Source organism: Serinicoccus kebangsaanensis, assembly GCF_008919445.1.
In the GTDB taxonomy this organism is placed as follows: domain Bacteria; phylum Actinomycetota; class Actinomycetes; order Actinomycetales; family Dermatophilaceae; genus Ornithinicoccus; species Ornithinicoccus kebangsaanensis.
Genome location: NZ_VSLG01000019.1, coordinates 1 through 26968, shown reverse-complemented (window position 1 = coordinate 26968; position 26968 = coordinate 1). Strand labels below are relative to the sequence as shown.

The 26968-nt window shown below is 71.9% G+C and carries 32 protein-coding genes and 1 riboswitch; of the genes, 27 read left to right on the top strand and 5 right to left on the bottom strand.

The genetic code is table 11. The annotated features are described in order from the left end of the window. Nucleotides 1-58: 58 nt before the first annotated feature. Nucleotides 59-628, top strand: coding sequence for a mycothiol transferase (locus tag FXF60_RS15370; protein WP_151526854.1), 570 nt, complete (start codon nucleotides 59-61; stop codon nucleotides 626-628). A 1-nt stretch (nucleotide 629) separates the two neighbouring features. Then, on the top strand, nucleotides 630-962 hold the full coding sequence (locus FXF60_RS15365; RefSeq protein WP_151526853.1) for a TfoX/Sxy family protein: 333 nt from the start codon (nucleotides 630-632) through the stop codon (nucleotides 960-962). Between the two features lie 17 nt (nucleotides 963-979). Here the strand turns inward: FXF60_RS15365 and FXF60_RS15360 are convergent, their stop codons facing one another. Then, nucleotides 980-1537: an LURP-one-related/scramblase family protein gene (locus FXF60_RS15360; RefSeq protein ID WP_151526852.1), complete on the bottom strand. Its 558-nt coding sequence runs from the start codon at nucleotides 1535-1537 to the stop codon at nucleotides 980-982. A gap of 65 nt (nucleotides 1538-1602) precedes the next feature. On the opposite strand from FXF60_RS15360, the gene FXF60_RS15355 reads away from it, so the two are divergent. The 5 genes from FXF60_RS15355 to FXF60_RS15335 all read left to right on the top strand — a co-directional run bounded on the left by FXF60_RS15355 (nucleotide 1603) and on the right by FXF60_RS15335 (nucleotide 6410). Then, on the top strand, nucleotides 1603-2739 hold the full coding sequence (locus FXF60_RS15355) for a DNA glycosylase AlkZ-like family protein (protein WP_151526851.1): 1137 nt from the start codon (nucleotides 1603-1605) through the stop codon (nucleotides 2737-2739). 42 nt (nucleotides 2740-2781) lie between these two features. Beyond that, entirely contained in the window at nucleotides 2782-3393 is a 612-nt protein-coding gene (locus FXF60_RS15350; protein ID WP_151526850.1) for a LysE family translocator, read from the top strand. 21 nt (nucleotides 3394-3414) lie between these two features. Then, nucleotides 3415-3618, top strand: a riboswitch (cobalamin riboswitch). A 41-nt stretch (nucleotides 3619-3659) separates the two neighbouring features. Further along, complete coding sequence (locus FXF60_RS15345; RefSeq protein WP_151526849.1) at nucleotides 3660-4745, top strand: homocysteine S-methyltransferase family protein; 1086 nt, start codon at nucleotides 3660-3662, stop codon at nucleotides 4743-4745. 223 nt (nucleotides 4746-4968) lie between these two features. Continuing rightward, nucleotides 4969-5388, top strand: coding sequence for an ArsR/SmtB family transcription factor (locus FXF60_RS15340; protein WP_151526848.1), 420 nt, complete (start codon nucleotides 4969-4971; stop codon nucleotides 5386-5388). Next, nucleotides 5385-6410: an SRPBCC domain-containing protein gene (locus FXF60_RS15335; protein ID WP_151526847.1), complete on the top strand. Its 1026-nt coding sequence runs from the start codon at nucleotides 5385-5387 to the stop codon at nucleotides 6408-6410. Before FXF60_RS15340 ends, FXF60_RS15335 begins: the two co-directional genes overlap by 4 nt. A gap of 41 nt (nucleotides 6411-6451) precedes the next feature. On the opposite strand, the gene FXF60_RS15330 is transcribed toward FXF60_RS15335, so the two are convergent. After that, nucleotides 6452-7348, bottom strand: a complete 897-nt coding sequence (locus FXF60_RS15330; protein ID WP_151526846.1) for a LysR family transcriptional regulator — start codon at nucleotides 7346-7348, stop codon at nucleotides 6452-6454. Nucleotides 7349-7420: 72 nt separating this feature from the next. Here FXF60_RS15330 and FXF60_RS15325 point away from each other — a divergent pair, with 72 nt between their 5' ends. From FXF60_RS15325 to FXF60_RS15275, 12 genes are all read left to right on the top strand, one after another. Further along, nucleotides 7421-8386: an EamA family transporter gene (locus tag FXF60_RS15325; RefSeq protein WP_151526845.1), complete on the top strand. Its 966-nt coding sequence runs from the start codon at nucleotides 7421-7423 to the stop codon at nucleotides 8384-8386. Between the two features lie 9 nt (nucleotides 8387-8395). After that, the gene (locus FXF60_RS15320) at nucleotides 8396-9682 is read left to right on the top strand and encodes an MFS transporter (RefSeq protein ID WP_202879666.1); all 1287 of its coding nucleotides are present in this window, start codon (nucleotides 8396-8398) and stop codon (nucleotides 9680-9682) included. A 204-nt stretch (nucleotides 9683-9886) separates the two neighbouring features. Further along, nucleotides 9887-10660, top strand: a complete 774-nt coding sequence (locus FXF60_RS15315) for a phosphoadenylyl-sulfate reductase (protein WP_151526844.1) — start codon at nucleotides 9887-9889, stop codon at nucleotides 10658-10660. Beyond that, the gene (cobA, locus tag FXF60_RS15310) at nucleotides 10654-11895 is read left to right on the top strand and encodes a uroporphyrinogen-III C-methyltransferase (RefSeq protein WP_151526883.1); all 1242 of its coding nucleotides are present in this window, start codon (nucleotides 10654-10656) and stop codon (nucleotides 11893-11895) included. Before FXF60_RS15315 ends, cobA begins: the two co-directional genes overlap by 7 nt. After that, nucleotides 11892-12590 carry a sirohydrochlorin chelatase gene (locus FXF60_RS15305; protein ID WP_192796773.1) on the top strand — a complete coding sequence of 233 codons (699 nt, stop codon included), beginning with the start codon at nucleotides 11892-11894 and terminating at the stop codon, nucleotides 12588-12590. Before cobA ends, FXF60_RS15305 begins: the two co-directional genes overlap by 4 nt. A gap of 101 nt (nucleotides 12591-12691) precedes the next feature. Continuing rightward, nucleotides 12692-13186, top strand: coding sequence for an SRPBCC family protein (locus FXF60_RS15300; RefSeq protein WP_151526843.1), 495 nt, complete (start codon nucleotides 12692-12694; stop codon nucleotides 13184-13186). A 45-nt stretch (nucleotides 13187-13231) separates the two neighbouring features. Beyond that, the gene (locus FXF60_RS15295) at nucleotides 13232-13621 is read left to right on the top strand and encodes a hypothetical protein (RefSeq protein ID WP_151526842.1); all 390 of its coding nucleotides are present in this window, start codon (nucleotides 13232-13234) and stop codon (nucleotides 13619-13621) included. Then, entirely contained in the window at nucleotides 13614-13820 is a 207-nt protein-coding gene (locus FXF60_RS15290; RefSeq protein WP_202879665.1) for a helix-turn-helix transcriptional regulator, read from the top strand. The genes FXF60_RS15295 and FXF60_RS15290 overlap by 8 nt, the downstream gene beginning before the upstream one ends. A 99-nt stretch (nucleotides 13821-13919) precedes the next feature. Continuing rightward, nucleotides 13920-15275, top strand: coding sequence for an L-lactate MFS transporter (locus FXF60_RS15285; protein ID WP_151526841.1), 1356 nt, complete (start codon nucleotides 13920-13922; stop codon nucleotides 15273-15275). Continuing rightward, nucleotides 15272-15424 carry an MFS transporter small subunit gene (locus tag FXF60_RS16600; RefSeq protein ID WP_192796772.1) on the top strand — a complete coding sequence of 51 codons (153 nt, stop codon included), beginning with the start codon at nucleotides 15272-15274 and terminating at the stop codon, nucleotides 15422-15424. The genes FXF60_RS15285 and FXF60_RS16600 overlap by 4 nt, the downstream gene beginning before the upstream one ends. Before the next feature lie 22 nt (nucleotides 15425-15446). Continuing rightward, nucleotides 15447-17732 carry an FdhF/YdeP family oxidoreductase gene (locus FXF60_RS15280; protein WP_151526840.1) on the top strand — a complete coding sequence of 762 codons (2286 nt, stop codon included), beginning with the start codon at nucleotides 15447-15449 and terminating at the stop codon, nucleotides 17730-17732. 43 nt (nucleotides 17733-17775) lie between these two features. Then, nucleotides 17776-18456: an SDR family oxidoreductase gene (locus FXF60_RS15275; protein WP_151526839.1), complete on the top strand. Its 681-nt coding sequence runs from the start codon at nucleotides 17776-17778 to the stop codon at nucleotides 18454-18456. Between the two features lie 74 nt (nucleotides 18457-18530). Here FXF60_RS15275 and rimK read toward each other — a convergent pair whose 3' ends face one another. Continuing rightward, the gene (gene rimK / locus FXF60_RS15270) at nucleotides 18531-19733 is read right to left on the bottom strand and encodes a 30S ribosomal protein S6--L-glutamate ligase (RefSeq protein ID WP_151526838.1); all 1203 of its coding nucleotides are present in this window, start codon (nucleotides 19731-19733) and stop codon (nucleotides 18531-18533) included. A 25-nt stretch (nucleotides 19734-19758) separates the two neighbouring features. Here rimK and FXF60_RS15265 point away from each other — a divergent pair, with 25 nt between their 5' ends. Together FXF60_RS15265 and FXF60_RS15260 are read left to right on the top strand one after the other, a co-directional pair. Further along, nucleotides 19759-20247 (top strand): ATP-dependent zinc protease family protein, encoded by a 489-nt coding sequence (locus FXF60_RS15265; RefSeq protein ID WP_151526837.1) that lies wholly within the window; start codon nucleotides 19759-19761, stop codon nucleotides 20245-20247. Next, nucleotides 20244-21284 (top strand): succinylglutamate desuccinylase/aspartoacylase family protein, encoded by a 1041-nt coding sequence (locus FXF60_RS15260; protein ID WP_238335887.1) that lies wholly within the window; start codon nucleotides 20244-20246, stop codon nucleotides 21282-21284. The genes FXF60_RS15265 and FXF60_RS15260 overlap by 4 nt, the downstream gene beginning before the upstream one ends. 9 nt (nucleotides 21285-21293) lie before the next feature. On the opposite strand, the gene FXF60_RS15255 is transcribed toward FXF60_RS15260, so the two are convergent. Next, a complete protein-coding gene (locus tag FXF60_RS15255; RefSeq protein WP_151526836.1) occupies nucleotides 21294-22052 on the bottom strand; it encodes a DinB family protein in 759 nt (252 codons plus the stop codon). 81 nt (nucleotides 22053-22133) lie between these two features. Here FXF60_RS15255 and FXF60_RS15250 point away from each other — a divergent pair, with 81 nt between their 5' ends. The 4 genes from FXF60_RS15250 (at nucleotide 22134) to FXF60_RS15235 (ending at nucleotide 24503) form a co-directional block, all read left to right on the top strand. After that, nucleotides 22134-22367 (top strand): hypothetical protein, encoded by a 234-nt coding sequence (locus FXF60_RS15250; protein ID WP_151526835.1) that lies wholly within the window; start codon nucleotides 22134-22136, stop codon nucleotides 22365-22367. A gap of 3 nt (nucleotides 22368-22370) precedes the next feature. Beyond that, entirely contained in the window at nucleotides 22371-22691 is a 321-nt protein-coding gene (locus FXF60_RS15245) for a type II toxin-antitoxin system PemK/MazF family toxin (protein ID WP_151526834.1), read from the top strand. 72 nt (nucleotides 22692-22763) lie between these two features. Then, nucleotides 22764-24041, top strand: a complete 1278-nt coding sequence (locus FXF60_RS15240) for a DUF418 domain-containing protein (protein ID WP_202879664.1) — start codon at nucleotides 22764-22766, stop codon at nucleotides 24039-24041. A 48-nt stretch (nucleotides 24042-24089) separates the two neighbouring features. Beyond that, complete coding sequence (locus tag FXF60_RS15235) at nucleotides 24090-24503, top strand: VOC family protein (protein ID WP_151526833.1); 414 nt, start codon at nucleotides 24090-24092, stop codon at nucleotides 24501-24503. A 17-nt stretch (nucleotides 24504-24520) separates the two neighbouring features. Here the strand turns inward: FXF60_RS15235 and FXF60_RS15230 are convergent, their stop codons facing one another. Continuing rightward, a complete protein-coding gene (locus FXF60_RS15230) occupies nucleotides 24521-24931 on the bottom strand; it encodes a VOC family protein (protein ID WP_151526832.1) in 411 nt (136 codons plus the stop codon). Nucleotides 24932-24992: 61 nt separating this feature from the next. Between FXF60_RS15230 and FXF60_RS15225 the strand changes: the two genes are divergently transcribed. Then, on the top strand, nucleotides 24993-25526 hold the full coding sequence (locus FXF60_RS15225) for a hypothetical protein (RefSeq protein ID WP_202879663.1): 534 nt from the start codon (nucleotides 24993-24995) through the stop codon (nucleotides 25524-25526). A gap of 245 nt (nucleotides 25527-25771) precedes the next feature. Then, entirely contained in the window at nucleotides 25772-26653 is an 882-nt protein-coding gene (locus tag FXF60_RS15220) for a phosphotransferase (protein WP_192796771.1), read from the top strand. The last annotated feature ends 315 nt before the right edge of the window (nucleotides 26654-26968 follow it).

Genomic DNA, 26968 nt, shown 5'->3' with positions numbered 1-26968 from the left:
GTGCCACCGCGCCCGCGGCGGACACCATCTGTCCGCCGCGGGCGCTACCGTGCCGTCCATGAGTGACGAACGCCCCTGGGAGCCGCCGGTCGCCGGTGACGAGATCGGTCACCTGCTCGGTGCGCTGGACCGGCAACGCATGACCTTCTGGTGGAAGGCCGAAGGGCTGGACGCCGACGGCCTGAGCACCCGGGTCGGGGCGTCGTCCCTCACGCTCGGTGGCCTGCTCAAGCACCTCAGCGGGGTCGAGGTGACGGCCGGCACGTGGCGGATGGACGGGTCCTCGCCCGGGAGCCCGTGGACCGACGTCGACTGGGAGGCCCAGCCCGACTGGGACTTCCTCAGCGCGGCCGAGGAGACGCCCGACCAGCTGTACGACCGCTACGTCGAGGCCGTCGCCACGACCCGGGCCAGACAGCGCGCCTACATCGAGCAGCACGGGCTGGACCACATCATCGAGTGGGGCAAGCAGTGGGGTGTCGACATGAGCCTGCGCCGGATGCTCTTCGACATCCTGGAGGAGTATGCCCGGCACACGGGTCACGCCGACCTGCTGCGGGAGGCGGTCGACGGCCGCGCCGGTGAGGATCCGCCGGACGACTGGGCGCCGCCGGCGTCCTGGGTCTGACATGGCCTACGACGAGGGTCTGGCCCAGCGGATCCGTGACCTGCTGGCGGGGGAGACGGGGGTCGTCGAGAAGGCGATGTTCGGCGGGCTCGCCTTCCTCGTCGACGGGCACATGGCGGTCGCCGCGACCGGTGACGAGGGCGTGATGATCCACGTCGACGAGGCGCTGGCGCAGGAGCTGAGCCGTCGCGAGGGCCTCGAGCCGATGGTGATGCGCGGTCGCCCGATGCGCGAGTGGGTCCACAGCGAGGCGTCGGCGGCCTCCGACGACGCCCTGCTCGCGGAGCTGGTCCGCCTCGGGACCACCTGGGCACGAGCGCAGCCGGCGCGGTGAGGAGCGACGCGCGAGGCCTAGCCGGCGGAGGAGCGGTCCTGCTTGGCCCGGACCAGGTCGAGCGCGATGACCGTGCCCAGCACGACGAGGCGCTCCCGGGCCACCAGCTCGGGCGTGAGGTGGACGACATACCTGCTGCGACCGAGCAGCGCTTTGGCGACACCCGCCCAGCTGCGGGCGACCGTCGCCATCTGCCCGCGCGGGCCGGACATCGTGAAGTCGAAGCCCCAGATGCTGCCGGTCAGGTCGAGCGGCTGCCCGTCGAACTCCACCGTGAACCGGGTCTTGAAGAGCGTGATCCGCTTGACCAGGTGCGCCAGCGGCCCACCGGTGCCGTCGGTGATGACCATCCGCTCGCGCCCGAGGGTCATGGTGTCCTGCAACCGCAGCAGCGGGGTGCCGTCCATGTCCAGCACGGTCAGCTCGCGGCTGCCCATGAGCATCCGCCCGAGCGCTCCGCCCTCGGTGCGGATCCGCCCGATGGTGGAGCCGTCCAGGGCGTGGATGGCGAAGTCGTTGCTGAGGAAGCTGCTGACCTGGTCCATCACCCAGACCTCGTGCTCGAGAAGATGCATGTCCCGATCCTGACACCACTCACCGGCGTTGCGCATGCGGTTGCCCGAGCGGCGCGGTGGGTGCGGTGACCGTGGTCCACCACCTCTCGGTGCGCGACGCCCGGCGGGTGGCGGTGCGCGCCCAGCTGCTCACGGCGCAGCGGCCCGGCGACGTGGTGGAGACCGTGCGCGAGCTGACGCTGCTGCAGATCGACCCGGTCAAGGCCGTGGCACCGGCGCACCATCTGGTGCTGTGGAGCCGGTTGGGCAGCGCCTACGACATGGGTGAGCTGGACCGGCTGCTGGCCGAGCGGACCCTGGTGGAGATCCGCGGCTTCATCCGCGCGGGCGAGGACGTCGCGCTCTACCGCGCCCAGATGGCGGGCTGGCCGACGCCGCTGCGCCGGCACGGCGAGGTGAGCGCCTGGCAGGAGTCGAACGCCCGGTGGGTCGAGGCCAACGACCGCGGCCGCTGCGAGATCCTGGCCCACCTGGAGGCCGAGGGCCCCACGCCCACGGGCGGGCTGCCGGACGCGACGGACGTGCCGTGGCGGTCGAGCGGGTGGACCAACGACAAGAACGTGCAACGGCTGCTCGACTTCATGGTCGAGCGGGGTGAGGTCGCCGTGTCCGGGCGCGAGGGCGGGCAACGCCTCTGGGACCTGGCCGAGCGGGTCTACCCCGACGTCCCGGACCTCGCCCTGGACGAGGCGCTGGCCGAGCAGGACGCCCGCCGGCTGGCCGCCCTGGGGCTGCTGCGCTCGCGCGGCCCGGAGCGCCCCACCGAGCCGGGCGACGCGGGTGAGGCCGGTGAGCGGGCGACCATCGACGGGGTGCCCGGCACCTGGCGGGTGCACCCGGCATACCTCGACCCGGACGACCGCTTCACCGGCCGCGCCGCGCTGCTCTGCCCGGTCGACCGGTTGGTCTTCGACCGCGAGCGGATGGCCGAGCTGTTCGCCTTCGACTACGTGCTGGAGATGTACAAGCCCAAGGCGCAGCGGAGGTTCGGCTACTACGCGCTTCCCGTGCTCGACGGCGACGAGCTGGTCGGCAAGCTGGACGCCACAGCCGAGCACAAGCGGGGCGTGCTGCGGGTCGACGCGCTGCACGAGGGCGGGGCCTGGAGCGCGGCGCGCCGGGACCGCGTCGTCGCCGAGATCCACGACCTGGCCGCCTGGCTCGACCTCGACCCGCAGCTGCCCGCCCACCTGGGTGGATGAGGTGTAGCGTCGGCCTTCAGCACGGCATCCGAGGGGATCACCATGAGCCTGGCCTTCCTGCTCACCACCCTGGTCGTGGTCGCCACGCCCGGCACCGGCGCGGTCTACACGATCGCCGCCGGCCTGTCCCGCGGCACCCGTGCCGGGCTGGTCGCGGCGCTCGGGTGCATGCTGGGCGTGATCCCGCACATGGTGGCTGCGATCACCGGCCTGGCAGCGGTCCTGCACACCAGCGCCGTGGCCTTCCAGACGATCAAGTGGCTCGGCGTGCTCTATCTGCTGCTGCTCGCCTGGCAGACGCTGCGTGACTCCTCGACGGTGGACGTCGACGAGTCGGCGCCGCGAGCCACGGTGTCCCAGGTGATCCGACGGGCTGTGCTGATCAACCTGCTCAACCCCAAGCTGACGATCTTCTTCTTCGCCTTCCTGCCGCAGTTCGTGCCGGCCGGGTCCGCGCGGGCGACGGCGACCATGGTCGGGCTGAGCCTGGTCTTCATGGCCGTGACCTTCGTCGTCTTCGCGCTCTACGGTCTCTTCGCTTCGACCATGCGGGACCGGGTCATCCGTCGTCCTCGCGTCATGACCTGGCTGCGTCGCGTCTTCAGCGGGACGTATGTCCTCCTGGCCGGACGACTGGCCCTCCAGTCCAGATGACGTCCGGCCGGTGCCACGGGAGTAGCATCGTCGCGTCGTGGTTCGGCCCCGCAGGGGTCGTCGTAAGAGGGAACCAGGTGCGAGTCCTGGACTGCCCCGCAGCGGTATGTGGGAACGAGCGCGTCACACAAGCACTGGGCTGCACGCCTGGGAAGCGACGCCGGTAGGTGCCTGTCGACAGGTGTGCCCACGAGTCCGAAGACCTGCCTCGACCGCAGGGCCCGTCCGGGCCCGGTGCCCGACGAGCTCGCGAGGGATGAGCACGGATGAGCGACACGCATACCCCCACCGACCCCACCACCACACCTGCTGCCGGACTGGTCGAGCGTCTCGACCAGGGGGCCGTGATCTGCGCCGAGGGCTTCCTCTTCGAGCTGGAACGGCGCGGCTACCTGACCGCCGGGGAGTTCGTCCCCGAGGTCGCCCTGGAGTTCCCCGACGCGCTGCGGGCCCTGCACCGTGACTTCCAGCGCGCGGGCAGCGACATCGTCGAGGCCTTCACCTACAACGGACACCGCGAGAAGATGCGGGTCATCGGCAAGGAGGAGCTGCTCGAGCCGCTCAACCGGGCCGCGCTGCAGATCGCCCGGTCGGTGGCGGACGAGAAGCCCGGCAACCTCGTCGCCGGCAACATCTCCAACAGCAACCTGTGGGACCCGAGCGACCCCGACTCGCAGCGTGAGGTGCGCTCGATGTTCGAGGAGATGGCCGGCTGGGCGGTCGAGGAGGGCGCCGACCTCATCATCGGCGAGACCTTCTACTACGCCGGGGAGGCCGAGGCGGCCCTGGAGATCGCCAGGGCCAGCGGGCTCCCGGTGGTGCTCACCGTCGCGCCGATGGCCGGCGAGCAGATGCGTGACGACGTCGGGATCGTCGAGGTGTGCCAGCGGCTGGAGCAGGGCGGGGCCGACGTCGTGGGGATGAACTGCTTCCGCGGTCCGACCACCATGCTGCCCTGGCTGCGGCAGATCCGGGAGGCCGTGACCTGCCACGTGGCGGCGCTGCCGATCCCCTACCGCACCACGGACGCGGAGCCCACCTTCTTCAACCTCACCGACACCAACGGCGTGACGGTGCCCTCGCCCCACGGCCGCACCTTCCCGACGGCGCTGGACCCGCTGTCCTGCAACCGCTACGAGGTCGGGGCGTTCGCGGCCGATGCCTTCGCGCTCGGCATCAACTACCTCGGCGTGTGCTGCGGCGCCTCCCCGATGCTGGTGCGCCAGGTGGCCGAGGCCGTCGGTCTGACGACCGAGGCCAGCCGCTTCTCGGAGAAGATGCAGAACCACTTCATGTATGGCGACAACGCCCGGCTGCCGGAGCACATCAAGGCGCTCGGCGGGACGGCGTGACGGCCGGCGGCACGGCGCCGGCCCACCGCCGCGGGACGGCGTGACATCCCGTGTGACGGACGGGAGTCGAGGGAGCGTCGCCGCGTGCCCACAGGGGAGTGTGGTCGGGATAGCACAACCTCCATCGGGAAGTTCGCCGATGAGGGTTGTGCTATCCCGTGGTCACTCCTGGTGGTGAGGGCCGTCCCTTGACCGATTGGTAACGATGTGGTTACCTATCGGCATGGATGTCTTCGCCGCGCTGGCCGACCCGGTCCGTCGGGACCTGCTGGAGCAGCTGGCGGCCGACGGGGCCAGCCGGGTGGTCGACCTGACGCGCGACCGCGGGATCTCCCGCCCGGCCGTCAGCCGACACCTCCGTGTGCTCGGTGAGGCCGGGCTGGTCTCCGCCGCCGACCGAGGGCGGGAGCGGCACTACTCCCTCGACGCGTCCCCGCTGGCGCAGGTGGACGACCTGCTGGCCCGCCTGCGCGCGACCGGGGGAGACGCGACCGCCCGGCCGCCGGTCAGCGCCACCGCGCTGGACGCCCTCGGCCTCGAGGTGCGGCGCACCGTCCGCGACCGGACGGCGCAGGGCGAGCAGCGGCATACCGACCCAGACCACGACACCACCAGCACCGCAGACACCGAGGAGAGCGCATGATCACCGGAGCACCCGAGACGATCGACGGCCAGCAGCACCTGGTCCTCACCCGCACCTTCACCGCGCCCGTCCAGGACGTCTGGGCCGCGATCACCGAGAGCGAGCGGCTCGGTCGCTGGTTCGGCACGTGGACCGGTGACCCCGCGAGCGGCCGGGTGGAGGTCAGCTGGGCCTACGAGGACGAGGCGGGCAGCGAGCCCTACGTCATCGAGGTGTGCGAGGAGCCGACCCGCTTGCGGGTGCACAACGAGAGCGACGACGCGGATCAGGTGTGGACCCTGGACCTGCGGCTGGCGGAGGAGGACGGGGTCACGACCCTCCGCTTCGCCCAGGTGCTCACCGACCCCGCGTTGGTGGTCGACGTCGGACCGGGCTGGGAGTACTACCTGGACCGGCTGACCGACACCGTGCGGACCGGTGAGGTGGCGACCACCACGTGGGACGGCTACCTCGCGCTCGGGACGGAGTATGCCGAGGCCTTCGACCTCCCCGCCGCGCAGGTGGGCGAGGCGGTCCTCATGTCGGCTTTGGCCCAGCTCAAGGAGCTGGTCAGGGCCGGGACCGACGGCGAGGCCGCCGGGATGACGACCCCCTGCGAGGGCTGGGACGTCCGTCGTCTGAGCGAGCACCTCGTGACCACGACCGACGCCTTCACCCGTGGGGTGCGCGGGGAGGCGGTCGACTGGACCGCGTCGCCGCAGCCGGTGGAGGGGGACGTGGCGCAGGCGTTCGCGCAGGCTGCCGACGACCTGTTCCACGCCAGGTCCGGCGCCGGGGAGGGCGTGGATCCCCCGGACTGGCAGCTCGCGGAGTATGCCGTCCACACCTGGGACCTCGCGACCGCCCTCGGACGCTCGACGGCGGACCTGGACCAGCGGGTCGCGGAGCGGGGTGGGGCGTTCATGCGGGCCAACCTCACCGACGAGAACCGCGGCGAGGCGTTCGGCCCGGCGCGGCCGGAGCCGCAGGGTGGCGACGCCTATGCTGGCCTGGCGGCCTTCGCCGGCCGCGTCGTCGACTGAGCCGCGGCGTCGTCTCAGCGGCAGGCCCGGGGCGCGGTCGGTCACCCGCCGAGGGTCGAGCCGACCCGCTCCAGCTCGTCCACGACGCGGCGCACGGCGAGCCGGGCATACCGGTCCGGGCGGCAGAGCGCCACGATGCTGCGGCGCGCCGGCACCCCGACGAGCCGGCGCAGCACCACCTCACCGCCGACGGGCGTGGTGAACCGCGGCAGCAGCGCCAGCCCCACGCCCTGCGCGACGAGTGCCCTGATCAGGTGGTTGTCGCGCAGCCGGAGGACGCGGGTGAGCGGGCTGTCGGTCACCGCCTCGACCGCCCGCAGCACGGTGTCGAAGGGATACTCCTCCGGCACCCCGATCCAGTCCGTCCCGACCAGGTCGGTGGGCCGCAGCTCGGCCCGCCGGGCAAGAGGGTGATCCGAGGGCAGGGCGACGTCGATCGGCTCCCGGGCGAGCAGGCGCGCGGTCAGCCGCTCGGCGCCGGCGGGCACGTCCCCGCGGAGGCTGTGCGAGATGACGACGTCGACGTCCAGGGTGCGTGCGGCGTAGTCCTGCTCCGCCAGGTCGAAGTCGTCCAGCTCGAGCTCGATATCGGAGCCGCGCAGGGCCGACACCAGCCCCGGCAGCAGTGCCTGCCCGGCGCTGGGCAGGGTCCCGATGCTCACCCGGCCCCGAGGCTCTCCGCGCGCCGCGTCCAGCCGCGCCTGCACCTGCGCCTGGACCCGGCATACCTCGTCGGCGGAGTCGGCCAGCAGCTGCCCCTCGGCCGTGAGCCGCAGGCCTCGACCCACCGGCTCGACGAGGGCGACGCCGAAGTCGCGCTCCGCCGTGCGCAGCTGCTGGGACAGCGCGGACGGCGTGCGGTGCGTGGCGGCCGCGACCGCCGCGAGGGTGCCCCGGACGGAGAGCTCGCGCAGCAGCTCCAGGTGGCGCGTGTCCATGCAGCCACCCTAATGAATTAGTGCAGAAACATTCGCTGGACCTCATCGACGCAGCCGCACACACTCGGAGGTATGCCGCTGCGCCACACCCTCCTGGCCGTGACCGTCGCCGCCGTCTGGGGGCTGAACTTCCTCGCGATCCACGCCTCCCTGGAGCACTTCCCGCCACTCTTCCTCGTCGCGCTGCGGTTCGCCGTCCTTGCCGTCCCGGCGGTGCTCCTGGTCCCTCGCCCGGCGGTCCCGCTGCGCTGGCTGATCGGCTACGGGCTCGGCTTCGGGACGCTGCAGTTCTTCGGTCTCTACCTCGGGATGGCCGCCGGCTTCCCGGCCGGGCTGGCGTCCCTGGTGCTGCAGGCGTCCGCACCGTTCACCGTCGTGCTCGGTGTGCTGCTGCTGCGCGAGCGCCTCACCTGGAGACGCGCCGCAGGTGTGGCGGCTGCGGTCACCGGGCTGGCCGTCGTCGGCCTGAGCCGCGCCGAGGCCACCAGCTGGGTTCCCTTCCTGCTCGTCGTCCTCGGAGCCTTCGGCTGGGCCGTCGGCAACGTGTGCAGCCGGCTCGCGGCGGCGCCGAACCCGCTGCACCTCACGCTGTGGATGTCCGTCGTCCCGCCGCTGCCGATGCTGGCGGTCTCGCTGCTCGTCGAGGGCCCGGAGCAGATCGGCTCCGCGCTGGTGACCTCCGTGGACGCCAGTGCCGTCCCCGCGTGGCTGGGGCTGGCCTACACCGTGGTCCTCGGCACGGTCGTGGGCTCGGGCATCTGGGTGTGGCTGCTGGCCCGTCACCCCGCCGGGGTGGTCGCGCCCTTCTCGATGCTGGTCCCGGTCGTCGGCATGACCGCGGCGTGGTGGGTGCTCGGCGAGCGCCCGGTCCCCCTGGAGGTGGCAGGTGGTGTGCTGGTCGTGGCCGGGGTGCTGTGGGCCGCCCGTGGTCCGGCGCCCGTCCCGCCCCCGGCCACGCGCGCGGGTGGGCGAAGGCACCCGACGCAGCGGTCCGGCGACCGTGCCGAGGACGTCTCGACCGCTCGTGCCGGGGCGTAACATGGCGCCGTGAGGCGTGGTGTCGAGACGGACGCGCGCCGGCTGGGCGGGAACTTCTGGCACCTCTTCGGCGCGAGCGCGACGTCCAACGTGTCGGACGGCGTCATGCAGGCGGCGGCACCACTGCTGGCCGCGACGCTCACCCGCGACCCGTTCCTCGTCAGCCTGCTGGCCTCGCTGGCCTTCCTGCCCTGGCTGCTCTTCGCGATCCCGGCCGGCACGCTGGTCGACCGCGTCGACCGCCGCCGCGCGATGGCGGGGGCGAACCTGCTGCGCGCGCTCGCCATCGTGGCGCTCGCCGTCTCGGTGGTCACCGGGTGGGTCTCGCTGCCGGTGCTGTATGCCGTCGCGCTGGTCCTCGGGACCGCGGAGGTGGTCTACGACAGCGCGGCGCGGGCGCTGCTGCCGCGGGTGGTGCCCAAGCGTCAGCTGGAGCGTGGCAACAGCCTGCTGACGACGGCCGAGTCGACCGGTCAGATCTTCCTCGGGCCGCCGGTGGGGGCGTGGCTCTTCGCGATCGCCGCCAGCCTGCCGTTGTTCGGGGGTGCCACGGCATACCTCGTCGCCGGGGCGCTCGTCCTGCTCGTCGCCGGTCGCTTCCGGCCAGAGCGGGAGACGACCACGACCGCGGGCCAGGACACGCGCGAGGGCCTGGCGTGGCTGCGACGCCACCCGATCCTCTTCCCGCTGATGCTGACGACCGGGGTCGCCGCGACCCTCGGGACGATGACCAGCGGCATCCTGGTGCTCTTCGTCCTGGAGGAGCTGGGCCTCTCCGAGCGCGCCTTCGGCCTCTTCCTCGCCGTCGCGGGGGTGGGGGCGATCGCCGGCTCCCTGCTCTCACCCCTCGCGACCCGGCTGATGGGCAGGACCACCTCGATGGGGGTGCTGCAGCTCGTCTCCGCCGTCGCGGTCACGGTGATGGGGCTGTGGGTCCACCCGGTCGTCGCCGTCGCCGGCCTGGCGGTGAGCGCCGGCTCGGTGACCGCCTTCAACGTGCAGATCATGTCGGTGCGGCAGGCGATCATCCCGGAGCGCCTGTTCGGCCGGGTGCAGGGTGCCTACCGCACCGTCATCTGGGGAGGCATCCCCGTCGGCACGCTGCTGGGCGGTCTGCTCGGGCGGCTGCTCGGCCTGCCCGCGGTCTTCGTCCTCACCGGGGTCGGCTCGGGTCTGGCCGGTCTCGGGGTGTGGTGGGTGCTGCACCGGCACCGGGTCGCGATCGAGGCGGCCTTCGACGAGGACGAGTCGGCGGGACGGGCGGACGCGGCGCCAGGCATACCCAACGACTTGTGACCGCATGCATAACTGTGCATGATGGACCCATGCACTCTCGGGGTTGGCGCCTCACCGCGCGTCACGAAGTAGACCTCCTGCGCGTCAGTAGCATGCTGATGTGCGCCCGTCGCTGACCGCATCCCGCCCACCCGGGTTGCCGCGGACCACCACCCACGGTCGTCCGCGCGACCCAGCCCAGCGACGTCCCCGAGGTGACCACCGATGAGCATCACCGAGCTGCACCTGGCCACGCGCTCCGAGCGCGCCCAGCGCGACCACCTGCGCGCCTGCGCCGCCGACGCGGCCGAGCGCTATGCCGACGCCGACGCCGACACCGTCCTCTCCTGGGCCGCGCACACCTTCGGGGCCGGGCTGGCGGTGGCCTCCAGCATGGCCGAGTCAGTCCTCCCGCACCTCGCCTCCCGGCACCGGCCAGGGGTGGACGTGCTCTTCCTGGACACCGGCTACCACTTCGCGGAGACGCTGGCGACCCGCGACCGGGTGGCGGCCGAGCTCGACGTGACCGTCGTCGACCTGCGGCCCGACCTCACCGTGGCCGAGCAGGACGCGCAGCTCGGGCCACGGCTGCACGACCGGGACCCGGGCGCCTGCTGCGCGATGCGCAAGGTGGAGCCGCTGCGCCGCGCCCTGGCCGGCTACTCCGCCTGGGTCACCGGTGTGCGCCGCGCCGAGGGACCGACCCGCGCGGACACCCCGGTCGTGGCCTTCGACGAGAGCTTCGGGCTGGTCAAGATCAACCCGCTCGCGGCCTGGAGCGACGAAGAGGTCCGGCTCTACGCCGACCTGCACGACCTGCCCGCCAACCCGCTGCTGTCCCGGGGCTATCCCTCGATCGGGTGCAGCCCCTGCACCCGTGCGGTGGCGCCGGGCGACGACCCGCGGGCCGGCCGGTGGTCCGGCTTCGCCAAGACCGAGTGCGGCCTGCACGGCGGCCCCGAGGCCGACGCCTCCGAATCGCGCGAGGCGGCATCGTGAGCGCCGGGCCCTTCCTCCTCGACCTGTCGCTGCAGGGCCGACGCGTCGTCGCGGTGGGCGGCGGTGCCGTCACCGCCCGGCGCGTGAGAGACCTGCTCGCCGAGGGGGCCGCGATCGAGGTGGTCGCGCCGACCGTCGTCGCGGAGCTGGCCGACCTGGCCGCCGCGGGCCACGTCGTCTGGACCCGCCGACGGTATGCCGGTGCCCACGACCTCGACGGCGCCTTCCTCGTGCACACCGCGACCGGCGACCCGGCGACCGACCGGGCCGTCGCCGAGGACGCGGAGGCCCGGCACACCTTCTGCGTCAACGCGGGCGACGCGACCACCGGCAGCGCCCAGGTGCCGGCCCGGGCGGAGGTGCCGACCCCGGCCGGGGACGTGCGGGTGGCCGTGCACGCGGGCGGCGACCCGAGGCGCGCAGCCACCATCCGCAACAGCCTCGTCGACCACCTGACCAGCGGCATCGTGGACCTGCGCGGCCGCCGGCCGACCGGGGGGTGGGTCGCGCTGGTGGGGGCCGGACCGGGCGACGAGCGCCTGCTCACCCGCCGCGCCGCGACGTTGCTCGCCGCCGCCGACGTCGTGGTCACCGACCGGCTCGTGCCCCAGGCGCTGCTCGCGCGGCTGCCCGAGAGCACCCGGGTCGTGGACGTGGGCAAGTCGCCGCGGCACCACCCGGTCCCGCAGGGCGAGATCAACCGGATCCTCGTGGAGGAGGCGCTGCGCGGCCGGGGCGTCGTGCGGCTCAAGGGTGGCGACCCGTATGTCCTCGGTCGCGGCGGGGAGGAGCGCGCCGCCTGCGAGGCGGTGGGCGTCAAGGTCGAGGTCGTCCCCGGCGTGACCAGCGCCGTCTCGGTCCCGGCGGCGGCGGGCATCCCCGTCACCCACCGCGGCCTGGCCCGCGGATTCACCGTGGTCACCGGGCACGACGAGCTGCCCGGCCTGCCGACCGGCACCGACCACACGCTCGTGGTGCTCATGGGGGTCGGCAGCCTGCGCGAGACCGCCGCGGGGCTGGTGCAGGCGGGGCGTCCCAGCACCTGCCCGGTCGGGATCGTGGAGAACGGCTGGACCCCGCAGCAGCGGGTCACGCTCGGCACCCTGGCCGACATCGCGGACCGGGCCGAGCGGGTCGGCGTCGCCTCGCCCGCGGTCGTGGTCGTCGGCGACGTCGTCACCCTGGCGCACGGCTGGGCCGGTGCGGCGAGGGGGTCGGCAGGGGCGGTCGCGTGAGCCGCCCGCTCGTGGTGGCCGCGCACGGCACCGCCAGCCTGGAGGGGCAGGCGGTGGTCCGCGGCTGCGCCACCCGCGCGCTGCAGGAGCTCGGGATGCCAGGCCCTCCGACCGTCGGTTTCGTCGACGTCTGCGGACCGACGCTGGACGAGGTGCTGGCCGAGGTGGACGCGCCCGTCGTGGTGCCGCTCTTCCTGGCCTCCGGATACCACGTGCGCCACGACGTCCCCACGGCCGTCGAGGCCGTCGCCGGTGCGACGGTGACGCCCGCGCTCGGCGCCGCCGACGAGGTGGTGCGCGCTCTGACCGACCGGGTCCGCGACGCCTGGGCAGTGCGTGGCGAGGAGTCGCCCGAGGCGCTGCTCGTCATCGGGGCCGGGTCGAGCGTCGACGGCGCCCGGGCCGAGGTGGCCGAGGTCGCCGAGGGTGTCGCCGCCGCGCTCTCCGCGGTGCCCACGACCGCCTTCCTCAGCGGGCCCGGCCCGCGCCCCACGGACGAGCTGGCCCGCCTGCGGGAGGCCGGGCATACCCGCGTCGCGGTGGCCGCGCACCTGCTCTCGCCCGGCTACTTCCTCGACCAGGCGCACGCCGTCGCCCTCGCCGCCGGCTGCGCCCCGACCGAGCCGCTGGGCACCCACGACCTGGTGAGCGCGCTCGTCGCCCGGCGCTACCGCGAGGCCGTGTCCGCGTCCTGAGACCGCTCATACGCAGATGTTGTACGTCTGCCGTGATGCATCACGACATCGGTGCAGCTTCTGCGTAGAAGATCCGCAGGGCGTGCCCGATGATGGCCGGTATGCCCACCCCACCGCGGCCCTCGGACGGGGGCCGCGAGTTCCGCTTCCACGAGGACTGGACCCTGCCGGTCGAGCCCGCGACGGTGCTGGACCGGCTCGTCGACCTCGAGGCCTACCCGACGTGGTGGCGACAGGTGCGCTTGGTCGAGCAGCTGGCCTCCGACCGGGCGCGGGTCCGCGTCCGGAGCCTCCTCCCCGCGCCGCTGCACCTGACCCTCGTCCGCGAGCGCGAGGACCGGGAGGCCGGGCAGCTGCGGGTCGGCATCGAGGGAGACCTGCAGGGGTATGTCGAGGTGCAGGTCACGCGGATCCCCGCCGGGTGCCGCATGGTCTGGGAGCAGCGGGTGCTGCTGACCAAGCCCGGCCTGCGTCACCTCGCCGCGCTCCCTCCCGTCCGCTGGGCACTGCGCGCCAACCACGCCGCGATGATGCGCTCGGCCCGCGCCGGGCTGGGCCGCGACGGACCTCTTGGTCCCCCTGAGCGAAACTACTGACAAGTGTGCTTGACAGGCGCAGAAGTGACAAGCACACTTGACATCATGACCACACGGACGATCTGGCTGGTGACGGCGCTCCTCGCCGTCGGGGGCATCGCGCTGCTCTACGTCGCCGAGGACGGGGCGACCTGGCTCCGGATCCTGGCCACCGTCCTGGTGGTCGTGCCGGTCGGTCTGGCCACCAACATCAGCGCCCGCCGACGCCGTGCCGCGCGGCGCGCCGACGCCCCCGACAGCGTGGAGAGCCGCGCCACCCACGCCGCGCGCAGCGACGCCTTCGAGGGCTCACTGATCCTCGTCGCCCTCACCATTCTGGCGCTGACCGTCGTGCCGGGGGCACTGCCCATGGTGTGGGCCGTCCTGTGCCTGCTGGGCATGGTGGCGCTGTTCTGGGTGCGCTACACGATCCACCTGGAGCGGCTGGGTGGCTGAGACCACCAGCGTCCTGCGGGCGCTGCGCTCCGAGCGGGGCTGGAGCCAGGGGCGGCTGGCGGAGGAGCTGGGTGTCTCCCGGCAGACCATCAACGCGATCGAGACCGGGAGGTTCGACCCCAGCCTGCCGCTGGCCCTGCGCATCGCCCGGCTCCTGGGGCGGCCGGTCGAGGAGATCTTCCGACTCGTCGAGGAGTGAGCAGGCAGGCGGTGACGCGCGGCTCGACATGCCGACCGGCCGCTGACGTGTGAGGCTGGGGTGTCCCTTCCCGTCACTCCTGTCACGCGAGGAGTCCCCATGCTCGCCCGGGAGCGCACCGTCGCCGGCCCCGGGTTCAACCGGTGGTTCGTGCCGCCTGCCGCGCTCGCCGTGCACCTGTCCATCGGTCAGGTGTATGCCTTTAGCGTCTTCAACATCCCGCTCGAGGAGCGCTTCGGCGCCTCCGCCACCGCGGTCTCCACCATCTTCTCCATCTCGATCGTCATGCTCGGCCTGTCCGCGGCGATCCTGGGGACCTGGGTGGAGCGCAACGGCCCGCGCAAGACGATGGCGGTCGCCGCGGCGCTGTGGGTCGCGGGCTTCCTGGTCTCCGCCCTGGGTGTCTCGGCCGGTCAGCTGTGGATCGTCTACCTCGGCTACGGCGTGCTCGGCGGCATCGGTCTGGGGCTGGGCTACATCTCACCCGTCTCGACGCTCATCAAGTGGTTCCCCGACCGACCGGGCCTGGCGACCGGCCTGGCGATCATGGGCTTCGGCGGCGGCGCCCTCATCGCGTCGCCACTGAGCAACCGGCTGCTCGGGCTCTACGGCGGCGAGGACCCGGTCGCCGGTCTGGTCCCGACGTTCGTCACCCTCGGCGTGGTGTATGCCGTGCTCATGGGTCTGGGCGCCTACGTCATCCGGGTGCCGGCGCAGGACTGGAAGCCGGAGGGATGGACCCCGCCGGAGAAGTCCGACGAGACCTCGATGAGGACCACGGCGGACGTCACCGCCCGCAACGCCATCCGGACCCCGCAGTTCTGGCTGCTGTGGACGGTGCTCTTCTGCAACGTCACCGCTGGCATCGGCATCCTGGCCCAGGCCTCCCCGATCGTGCAGAACTTCTTCTCCGGGGTCGGCCCCGCCGCCGCCGCCGGCTTCGTCAGCCTGCTCAGCCTGGCCAACATGGCCGGCCGGATCGTGTGGTCCTCCACGTCCGACGTCATCGGGCGCAAGCCCACCTACATGCTCTACCTCGGCGTGGGAGCCCTGCTCTACCTCGGCGTCGCGACCCTCGGCCGCACCTCGCTGCTGCTCTTCGTGCTGATGAGCGTGGTGATCCTCAGCTTCTACGGCGGCGGCTTCGCGACCATCCCGGCCTACCTCAAGGACCTCTTCGGCGGTCTGCAGGTCGGGGCCATCCACGGCCGCCTGCTCACCGCCTGGTCCGCCGCCGGCATCGCCGGGCCGCTCATCGTCTCCGGGATCCAGGACTTGCAGACCGCGCGCGGCGAGGAGGGTGCGGACCTCTACCTGCTGTCCCTCTACATCATGGTGGGCGTGCTCGTCGTCGGCTTCGTCGCGAACCTGCTCGTGCGGCCGGTCGACACACGCTTCCACGAGTCGGACCCGGACCCCGACGACGAGCTCGAGACCCAAGGAGCGTCCTCATGACCGATTCCCCGTCCAGCACCGCCGAGCGCCCCGAGGGCGCCGACGCGGCAGAGCGCACCGCGGCCATCGTCCTCTGGGTGATCGTCGGTGCCGGCCTGGTCTACGGCGTGGGCGAGACGATCGCCCGCGTCACCCAGCTCTTCGGCTGACCGGCCGGCGCGAGGAGGACACGTGGCGAAAGACGCACCACAGCAGGACTTCACCGACGACGAGCTCGAGATCCACGGGCGCAAGGACTGGGCGGCCGGCGTGCCCGGGGTCTACCACGCCCTGAAGATGTCCTACGAGCAGATGGGCGCGGTGCGCACGCTGCGCACGCTCCCGCGGCTGAACCAGAAACACGGCTTCGACTGCTCGGGCTGCGCCTGGCCCGACCCGGACCACCGCTCGCCCGCCGAGTTCTGCGAGAACGGCGCCAAGGCCGTGGCCGAGGAGGCCACGCTGCGGCGGATCGGGCCGGACTTCTTCGAGGAGCACGACCTCGACGACCTGGCCACCCGCAGCGACTGGTGGCTGGGTCAGCAGGGTCGGCTCACGCACCCGGTGGTCAAGCGGGCCGGCAGCTCGCGGTATGAGCCGATCTCCTGGGACGACGCGCTCGGGCTGGTCGCCGAGCAGCTGGTCTCAATGCCGGACCCGGACGAGGCGATCTTCTACACCTCCGGCCGGACCTCCAACGAGGCGGCCTTCGTCTACCAGCTCCTGGTCCGCGCCTACGGCACCAACAACCTCCCCGACTGCTCCAACATGTGCCACGAGGCCTCGGGCGCGGCGCTCGGCGACACCATCGGGCTGGGCAAGGGCACGGTCCTGCTCGAGGACCTGCACGACGCCGAGCTCATCATCATCGCGGGGCAGAACCCGGGCACCAACCACCCGCGCATGCTCAGCGCGCTGGAGAAGGCCAAGAACACTGGCGCAGCCATCGTCGCGGTCAACCCGCTGCCCGAGGCGGGCCTGCAGCGCTTCAAGAACCCGCAGAACCCGATCGGGGCGGTCGGCTCGGGCACCGAGCTCGCCGACGACTTCCTGCAGATCCGCCTCGGTGGTGACATGGCGCTGTTCCAGGCGCTGGGCGCGCTGCTGCTCGAGCGCGAGGCCGCTGCCCCGGGCACGGTCCTGGACCACGACTTCCTCGCCGAGCACACCGACGGGGTCGACGCATACCGCGAGCACGTCGCCGACCTCGACTGGGACGAGGTCCTCACCGCCACCGGGCTGACCCGGGAGCAGATCGAGGGCCTCGCCGACCGGCTCGCGCGCAGCCGCCGGACCATCGTCTGCTGGGCGATGGGGCTGACCCAGCACGAGCACTCGGTGGCCATGCTCACCGAGGTGGTCAACGTGCTGCTGCTGCAGGGCAACGTCGGCCGGGACGGCGCGGGCCTGTGCCCCGTCCGCGGCCACAGCAACGTGCAGGGCGACCGGACGATGGGCATCTGGGAGCAGATGCCCGACGACTTCCACGACCGGCTGGACGCGGAGTTCTCCTTCTCCAGCCCGCGGGAGCACGGCTACGACACCGCGGCCGCCGTCGAGGCGATGCGGGACGGGCGGGCGAGCTTCTTCATGGGCATGGGCGGCAACTTCGTCAAGGCCGCGCCCGACACCGACGTGACCGAGGCGGCGCTGCGCTCCTGCACGATGACGGTGCAGGTGTCGACCAAGCTCAACCGCTCGCACGCGATCACCGGCGAGACGGCGCTCATCCTGCCCGTCCTGGTCCGGTCGGAGCGGGACCAGCAGGCGAGCGGCCCGCAGCGGGTCACGGTGGAGGACTCGATGTCCGCGGTGCACGCCAGCCACGGGCCGCTCCCGCCGGCCTCGCCGCACCTGCTGAGCGAGGTCGCCGTCGTCTCCCGCCTGGCCCGGCGGCTCGAGCGGGTCGCCGCGGTAGCGGACTGGCAGGCCTTCGAGGACGACTACCGCACCATCCGGGACTCGGTCTCCCGGGTCGTGCCCGGGTTCGAGGACTACGAGGCCAAGATCAACGACCCGGGCGGTTTCGTGCTCCCGCACGGGGCGCGCACGCGGCGCTGGGACACCGAGAGCGGGAAGGCGCAGTTCAGCACCAACGTGCTCACCTACCCGCAGGTGCCGAAGGGTCGGCTGCTGCTGCAGACGCTGCGCAGCCACGACCAGTTCAACACCACGATCTACGGCCTGGACGACCGCTACCGCGGCATCGAGAACGGTCGCCGCGTCGTCTTCGTCCACCCGGACGACATCGCGGAGCGCGGACTGGCCGACGGGCAGCACGTCGACCTGGTGAGCCACTGGGAGGACGGCGAGCGCGTGGCGCAGGAGTTCCGCATCGTCTCCTACGACACGGCACGGGGCTGCGCCGCGGCCTACTACCCCGAGACCAACGTCCTGGTGCCGCTCGGCCAACGGTCGAAGCGGAGCGGGACGCGGGCCAGCAAGTCGGTCGTGGTGGAGCTGCGCACCCGCGGGTGAGGCATACCGGAACACGCGCGTCGCCAGTCGTGTTGACCGGGGTATGCGTATCGCCATCATCGGAGGACACGGAAAGATCGCCCTGCTGCTCGGGCCGCTGCTGAGCGGGCACGAGGTGACGGGCGTGATCCGCAACCCGGACCATCGCGAGGACGTGACCGACGCCGGCGCGACGCCGGTCGTCGCCGACGTCGAGACGATGAGCACCGACGAGCTCACCGAGCTGCTCCAAGGGCAGGACGTCGTGGTCTGGTCCGCGGGTGCGGGCGGGGGCGACCCGGACCGCACCTATGCCGTGGACCGCGCCGCCGCCATCCGCTCCATGGACGCCGCCGGGCGGGCAGGTGCCGGTCGCTACCTCATGGTCAGCTACCTCGGTGCCGGGCTGGAGCACGGCGTCCCCGAGGACAACCCGTTCCACGCCTACGCCCAGGCCAAGGCCGAGGCGGACGCCCACCTGCGCGCCTCGCAGCTGGACTGGACCATCGTCGCGCCGGGTCACCTGAGCCTGGACGACCCGACCGGCCAGATCGAGGTCATGGGCGACGGCACCGGCTCCCGTCAGATCGCCGGCACGGAGGGGCGCGACGTCGCCCGCGCCGACGTGGCGGCCGTGCTGGCGGCGGTGATCGGCCGCGACGACCTCACCGGGAGGACCATCGAGTTCCTCGGCGGCCAGACCCCGATCGACGAAGCCCTCGACGAGGTGGCCTCCGGGGCCTGAGGGCATACCTGGGCAGGGAGGTGTGGTGGTTGGGGTGCGCGTGGCCGCCGGGGTCTGCGCCCAGCGCGCCGACCTCAGGCGCCGGGAGTGTCCTCGTGGATCGGCTGCTTCGGCAGCTTGCGGACCCGCCGGGGCCGGCGCGAGCGGGCGGGGATGAGCGAGCGCATGTTCTCGTGCTTGCCGAAGCAGAGCAGGCGGTCGCCGTCCTCGAGCACCTTGCTGCCGGCCGGGTTGGGGACGACCCGGGTGCCGCGGTGCAGGGTGAGGACCTGGATGTCCTTCTCCCGCAGGCCCGAGTCCTTGATCTCCTGCCCGACCAGTCCGGAGCCGGACATGACCGCGATCTCGGCCACGCCATACCCCGTGGACACCGCGAGCCGCTGGCGCACGTCGATGTCGGGGAAGCCGGCCTGGTCGGCGATGTAGTCGACGATCGCGCCGGCGACGTCCAGCTTGGTCGCCGCCTCGATGCCCTCGAGGCCGGGGGAGGAGTTGACCTCCATGACGAGCGGGCCGTCCTTGCCCTCGAGCATGTCCACCCCGGCGACCCGCAGGCCCATGATGTGGGCTGCGCGGACGGCGATCTCCTGGTACTCCGGGTCGAGGTCGACGCTCTCGACCGTGCCGCCGCGGTGCACGTTGGAGCGGAACTCGTCGCCCTGCGCGCGCCGCCGCATCGCCGCCACGACCCGGTCGCCGACGACGAGGGCGCGCACGTCCTTGCCCTTGGACTCCTTGACGAAGCGCTGGATGAGCACCTGCTGGTTGGTGCCGTGCAGCGTCTCGATGATCGCCTCGGCCACCTTCATCGTGGGCGCCAGGATCACGCCGATGCCCTGCGTGCCCTCCAGCAGCTTGACCACGACGGGCGCGCCGCCGACCATCTCGATCGCGTGCGGGATCTCGGCGCGGTTGCGGACGAAGGCGGTGGCCGGCATACCGATCTCGTGGCGGGACAGGATCTGGGTCGCGCGGAGCTTGTCGCGGCTGTTCATGATCCCGTTGGCGGTGTTCGGCGTGTAGACGTCCATCTGCTCGAACTGGCGCACGACCGCGGTGCCGAAGTAGGTCACCGAGGCGCCGACGCGCGGCAGCACGGCGTCGTAGGTCGACAGCGGCCTGCCCCGGAAGTGCAGGTCCGGCTCGTCGCCGGACAGGTCGATCCCGAAGCGCAGGGTGTCGAGCACCTTGACCTCGTGGCCGCGGTCGAGGGCGGCCGTGCGCAGCCGCTGGGTGGAGTAGGCGCGCAGGGACCGGGAGAGGATGGCGAGCTTCATCGGGACGTCCTGAGAGGATGGGGGCGTGACAGGGTCCAACCATCTCACCACAGATCGAACCGTCGTCGGGTGGCGCGAGTGGGTCCAGATCCCGCAGCTCGGGGTGCCCTGGATCAAGGCCAAGATCGACACCGGTGCCAAGACGTCGGCGCTGCACGCCTTCGACCTGCGCACGGTGGAGCGGTATGGCCGTGCCTGGGTCAGCTTCTCCGTGCACCCGTGGCAGGCGAGCGCGGAGGACGCGGTGACGATGGAGCTGCCCCTGCTCGACACGAGGTCGGTCCGCTCCTCGTCGGGGCACGAGGAGCAGCGGTATGCCGTGCTCCTCCCGTTGGTCCTCGGTGGCCGCGAGGTGCCCGCGGAGGTGACGCTCACCGACCGGGACGAGATGGGCTTCCGGATGCTCGTCGGCAGGGAGGCGCTGGTGCAGGGCTTCCTCGTCGACCCGGCCGCGAGCTATGCCGGGGGCCGGCCCGGGCGGGCCGTGCGCCGCAGGAACTGGGGGAAGCGGTGAGCGAGACCCGCACCCGGTCGCGCACGCTGCGGCCCTCCTTCCCGATCGGCACCGTCAAGGTCCGCGCGGGCAGCCGCCGCGAGGTGTCGCTGCCCATCTCCCGGCTGGTCACGGGTGCCGAGGTGAGCCTGCCGGTGCACGTGCTGCACGGCCGCGAGGAGGGGCCGACGGTGTGGCTCTCCGCCGCGATCCACGGTGACGAGGTGGTGGGCATCGAGGTGGTCCGCCGGGTGATGGCGGTGCTGGACCCGAAGACCATCCGCGGCACGGTGCTGGCGGTGCCCATCGTCAACGTCCTCGGCGTGATGTCCGGAGACCGCTATCTCCCCGACCGGCGCGACCTCAACCGCAGCTTCCCGGGCTCGGCCCGGGGCTCGCTCGCGGGGCGGATCGCGCACCTGATGATGCGCGAGGTCATCGGCCCCTCCGACGTCGGGATCGACCTGCACACCGGCGCCGACCGGCGCACCAACCTGCCGCAGATCCGGTGCGACCTGGAGGACCCGCAGACCCGCGAGCTGGCCGAGGCCTTCGGCGCCCCGGTGATGTATCACGCCAAGCTCCGCGACGGCTCGCTGCGGTATGCCGCGCGCGAGCGGGGCGCGCGCGTCCTGCTCTACGAGGGTGGCGAGGCGTGGCGCTTCGACGAGTGGGCCATCGACGCCGGCGTCGTCGGGGTGCTCCGGGTGCTGGCCCACCTGGGGATGGTCGACCGCGACGAGGTCGACTTGGCGCCCCTGCATACCCCCAGCGAGGTGTGCTGGCGCAGCGGCTGGGTGCGCGCCCGGCGCACCGGGATCGTGCACCTGGACGTCGCGCTGGGGCAGCACGTCGAGGAGGGGGAGAAGCTCGGCGAGCTCTTCAACTCCTTCGGCAAGCGGCTGGCCATCGTCAAGGCCGACCGCGCGGGTGTCGTCATCGGCCGGGCCGAGGCGCCGCTGGTCAACCGGGGTGACGCGCTGGTGCACATCGGAGAGGTGGACTCGACGGACCGGTCGGGGCTTGACGACGACGCGCGGGACACGGACACGCCCTGAGGTGGGCGGCTACTTCGCTGAGCCGGAGCCGGAGAGCACGTCCAGGTCACGCACGGCGTAGCGGTGGTGCTCCCACTCCTCCTCCAGGATGGTGCGCAGGCAGGAGAGGACCGTCTCCCCGTGCTCGGGAGCGTGAGGGTTGGGGCGCGTCTCGCCCAGGGCCTCCGAGGTGACCGTGGCGATGAAGTCGCGGACCATCGCCTGCCGCTCGTGGCGGGCCTCGAGGACTTCCTCGAACGCTGGTGTCTCCGCCGAGACGTCGTCGTTGCTGTAGGCGTCGCTGTCGGAGTCGTCGTGGGCCAGTCCCACCGGATGGAAGGGCGCCTCCCGCTGGAGGATTGCCCTGCCGAGCCAGGTGTCGGTGGCCATGACGAGATGGCGCAGCGTCTGGGCGAACGACCACTCGCCGTCGACCGAGTCGTCGAGGGTGCCGTGAGGCATGGCGCGGGCGCGATCCAGCGTCGCGGCCCAGGTGCGCTCGAGCGCCGCCCAGGCCTCACGCAGGCCGTCGGGATCCTCCGCGGTGCGCAGCTCCCGCCCCGGGAACCGCCGACTCAGCTCGGCCTCGACCAGTGGCACCACGTCGACGCCGTTGACGAGCAGCACGCCGTCGCCCTCCAGCAGCCACGGTGAGTCGAGCTCCATACCTGCGAGATCGCTGCCGCGGACGACGACATCACCGAGGTCGCACCCCACGAATCGCGACCCGCGCAGGCTCCTGCCGCGGAAGGTGCGGTCGCGGAGCACCTCGGGCTCATGGTGCGTCATGAAGGCATCATGTCAGGGCGGGTAGCGCCACGACGGCCACGATGCATCCCACTCTGGGATGCAGCGCGGTATGCTGGTGGCGTGACCATCCAGATCGCTGTCCGCCTGCCCGAGGACGTCGTCCGGTTCCTCGACCTCAGCGTCGCCAGCGGGCGAGCAGCGAGCCGGGCAGCGCTCGTGACCAGGGCGCTGGAGCGTGAGATGCGACGGCAAGCCGCCCTGCGGGACGTGGAGGTGCTGACGGAGCACGGGCCGGGCGACGACCTGGACGAGCTGGTGTCCTGGTCCGTCTCCCACGCGACGGTCGAGGACTGAGGGGTGCGCGAGATCTGTCTGGCACGACTGGACAAGACCAGGCCCGTCCTCGTGCTCACGCGGGATGCCGCTCGCTCGGCGATGAGCAAGGTGACGGTCGCGCCCATCACATCCACCATCAAAGGCCTGTCCAGCGAGGTCCCGGTCGGGACCGTCAACGGAGTGGAGCAGCAGAGCGTGGTCTCGATCGACAACGTGGTGACCGTCCCGGTCGGGGTCCTCGGGCGCACGCTGGGCTTCCTCGCGCCGGAGCAGGAACGCTCTCTCGCCCGGGCCATCGTCCTGGCCTATGACCTCGACCTGCCTCTGATGAGCGAAGGCTGAGGCTTGCTGAGGATCCCGCTCAGGTGACGGGTGTCATACCCGTGGACGCCCGGTCGATGACAGGCTGCGGGGGTGAGTGACTCCAGCGGGACGCCGTCGCCCGCCCCCGGCCGCGCCGCGGCGCCCTCCGTCCCGCCGCGCGCCGCGATGCCCGACCTGGCCCGTGGGGTGATGCTGCTGCTCATCGTGCTGGCCAACATCCCGTGGTTCCTGTATGCCGGTGAGCGCGGCCTGACCCTCGGCCACCCGCTGGGTGCCCAGGGGGCGGACAGGGTGGTCCAGGCGCTGATGATCCCGCTGGTCGACATGCGGGCGCTGCCGATGTTCGCGCTGCTCTTCGGCTACGGCATGGTGCAGTTCGCCCGGGCGCAGGAGGCCAGGGGGACGCCGCTGCTGGAGTTCCGCGCGATGCTGGCCCGGCGGCACGTCGGCCTCCTCGTGCTGGGCGGCGTGCACGCGGCACTGCTGTGGTTCGGCGACGTCCTCGGGGTCTACGGCCTGCTCGGGCTGATCCTGGTCCCGCTGCTCTTCCTGCGCAGCACCCGCGCGATCCGGGTCGTGCGCGGGGTGCTGCTGGGTCTGCTGGTGCTCTTCGCCGCCGGCGCGATCGTCGGAGGGGTGGCGCTGATGCAGGTGCCGCCCGAGACGTGGATGATCCCCGCGACGACCGACGCCAACGCGATCGCCTCCTACCCGGCCTCGATCCTGCCGAGGCTCTCGGAGTGGGCCTTCATCACCAGCTTCTCGGTCGTCAGCCTGAGCGTGCCCGCCGCGATCCTCACCGGGTGGCTGTGGGCGCGGGACGGTGTGCTGGACCGCCCGGCCGAGCACCTGCCGCGGCTGCGACGCACCGCACTCCTGGGGCTGCCGGTGGCGTGGCTCGGCGGTGTGCCGATGATGCTCACCCACCTGGGGCTGTGGGTGCCCGTCGAGATCAGCTGGATGTTCATGGGTCTGCAGTCGCTCACCGGGCTGGCCGGGGGTCTGGGGTATGCCGCGCTCTTCGCCCTGGTGGTCGGTCAGGCGCAGCAGCGCGCCGAGCGTGCCGGTGAGTCCTGGCGGCCGGGGCCGGTGGCCTCGGCGCTGTCGGCGGTGGGGCGGCGGTCGCTGTCGTCCTACCTGTGGCAGTCGGTGGCGATGGCTCCGCTCTTCGCGGCCTGGGGTCTGGGCCTGGGCGGGGTGCTGGGGTCGGCGGCTGCGGCGGGCGTCGCGATCCTCATCTGGGGCGTCTCCGTGGTCGGCTGCGCGGTGCTCGACCGCAGCGGCCGCACGGGGCCGGCGGAGGTCGTGCTGCGCAGGTTCACCTATGGGTCACGCGACTCGATGCGGTCTGTCGCCTCCCGGGTGTAGTTTCCGCGATGTGCTCGACGGACCGGCCGTCGACCGAGAGGAGACGCCATGTCCACGCTCAACCCCTATGTCAGCTTCGACGGCTCGGCCAAGGCAGCGATGGAGCGCTACCAGCAGATCTTCGGCGGTGACCTCGCCCTCAACACGTTTGGTGAGTACGGCATGGAGGGTGAGGGCAGCGACGGCGTCATGCATGCCCAGCTCACCACGCCGGCCGGCTTCACCCTCATGGCCTCGGACACCCCGCCCGGTATGCCCGCCGCCTCGTCCGAGGGCAACATGTCGATCAGCCTGAGCGGCGACGACGAGGCCGAGCTGCGCGGCTATTGGGACGGGCTCGCCGACGGCGGCCAGGTCACCATGCCGCTCGAGCCGCAGATGTGGGGCGACACCTACGGCCAGCTCACCGACCAGTTCGGCGTCAGCTGGATGGTCAATATCGCCGGCCCCCAGGCGTCCTGACGCCTCTGCCTGGTTCGTCAGGCGACGAAGATGCAGAACGGGTGTCCGGCTGGGTCGGCAAAGACGTACAACGGCTCAAGCGGGTCGTCCGTGCGATCGAAGAGGAGCTCGGCCCCCAGGTCGACGGCTCGTCGGTGCTGCTTCTCCAGCGCTGCCCGGTCGGGGACAGTGAGGTCGAGATGCATCTGCATCGGCACATCAAGCCGCGGCCACGTCGTCCGTTCCAGGCGCTCGACCTGCTGGAAGGCCAGCTTGCGGTTGCCGTGCGCATCGGTGAGGACCAGCCAGTCGACGTCGTGGTCCCCCTCTGCTGAGGGTTCGTCGCCTGGCCGATACTGCAGACCGAGAAGGAGGCGGTAGAACTCCGCCAGCTCGCGGACCTCGGGGGTGTCGAGCACGGTGTGGAGCAACTGGGGGTAGTGGGCCATGGCGTGCAACGTATCGACCTTGCGCTGAGGCGGCATCTCGCCCGACGTGGCAGATCACGTCATGCGGCTGCGGGTGCACTGCCAGGAGTGGGTGCTCGGCGACCGCGGCCACGGCGTCGCCGTCGGAGACCCGTTCTCGGAATGGTTGGTGCTGCACGGCCCAGAGGGCTGGCCGGCTGAACTGTCGAGAACCTACGAGGGCCTCGTGACGCCCTTGCCGCCGTGGGAAGGACTGGGCCTGCACCAGCACGCCCATCGTCTGGACATCGGTCCTGCGCCTGTCTACTGGGAGTCTCCAGGGAGGGTGCAGGCAGGAGCGACGACGGCGACCGGGGTGCTGGGTCTCGACACCTACCTCGCTCCGCCTGACTGGCCGACGACGACGGGGATCGTCGCGCGCATGTGGACTGTGCACCGGTGGTACGTGCAGGACCCACCCGGCAGCCGCGTGTGGGGGCCCGAGTCCTCAGACGCACGCTACGAGGAGGTCTCATCCTGCGGTCACAATCTCGACGGAGGCCGGGAACCTCACACGGTCCGCCACGAAGTCTGCACCGGGGTGCTCCTCGAGGTCGACCTTGAGCCTGCCCGGTAGTTCTCGCCATGCATTCCGTGAAGCAGTCTCCAACGACGCCGCGGAATCACCTGCGCCTACAGACGGACCATCGACCACCTGACGGCCGCATCTTGATCGGCAACGTCGCGTTCGCGGGTGCCTGCCACCCACGCCTTGGCCTAGAGAGGAATGATGACAGACCACGGCATGACGCGCCGACATCGTGGCCAGCCTTGGCAGGCCAGCGTGCGAGAGTGTCCGCGATGATCCCGCTAGCATCCGATATGCCCGACGTGACGGACGCGACCCGTGAGTTGGGGGTCTCGCTCGAGCGCGCCTTGGGTGGTCGGTCCAGCACGAACTGGCTCGTCTCACGGGGAGGCCATGCTCTGGTGCTGCGGCAGTACCTCGATGTTCTCGAACTGGGTCCGGCCATGCAGCGCGAGGCGATCGACTGGCAGGTCCAGACGCGGGCTCGGGTGCACCGGGCCGGTTGGCCGGTGGCCGCTCCAGTCGGCCAACCTCTCCGATCTGGCGGCGCGTGGTGGACGCTCGAAGAATGGCTGCCGGGCACGGCGGCCCAGGTGAGCCCGACCCAACATGCGAACCTGCTCGCCCGCTGGGGGGAGCTTGGCGATCTGGCCCAGGAAGTCGGTCCTCAGCCTCATCGGTTCGACCATCTCGCTGTGCTGGTCGAGGCCGATGCCGCACAGGTTCTCGCCGAGTGCGCCGACGAGCAGGATCGAGGGTGGCTGCTGAGGCGCTTGGACCAGGTCCTGTCTGGGGCACAGGACGTGGACTGGGACGCGTCCCCGCGAACTCTGGTTCATGGTGACCTCGTAGGTCACAACCTTCTGTGGTCCAGTGGGCGCCTCACGGGCGTGCTGGACCTCGAGCTAGCCACAGTCGACCGTCGCATCACCGAGGCGATGTTGGTGTGGCGCAGTCGTCACGATGACGTGCTGCTGGCCTACGACCAGGTAGCCGCGCTCAATGATCAGGAATGGCGGATGGTCCTGATCGACTGGTGGGCGCTGATGCTCAGCCTGTGCCTGTTTCACCTGCGTCGTGGGCGTCAACCCGGACGCTGGGAACTCGACGGTCTCCGCCGCACATCTCCCTTGAGCGAGAAACTGTCCCGCGACCTCTTCAATGTCACGCCGTAACCGTGATGCCGACGTCGAGGGCGGCCTAGTGAGGGTCAGCGCCTCACCCTCGGTGCGATGAGCCAACGTTCGTAGGCGATCTCGCTGGCTTTAGGCTGCATGAGCCAACTCTGCGGTGCCTCGCGTGACACACCGATCCACAGGTCCCCGACGGTTGCTCACGCACGTTCCGCGAAACCACTCAAGTCTCGTGCGACCGACTCGCGGCTACTAGTTCTATTGACCTCAGGATCGGTGCCCAGTTGAGTCCCGCATAGTGGTGTAGCGCGGTCACCGTGATCGTTCCCGGCGTGTACGTCGGGCGCGGACGCGGCC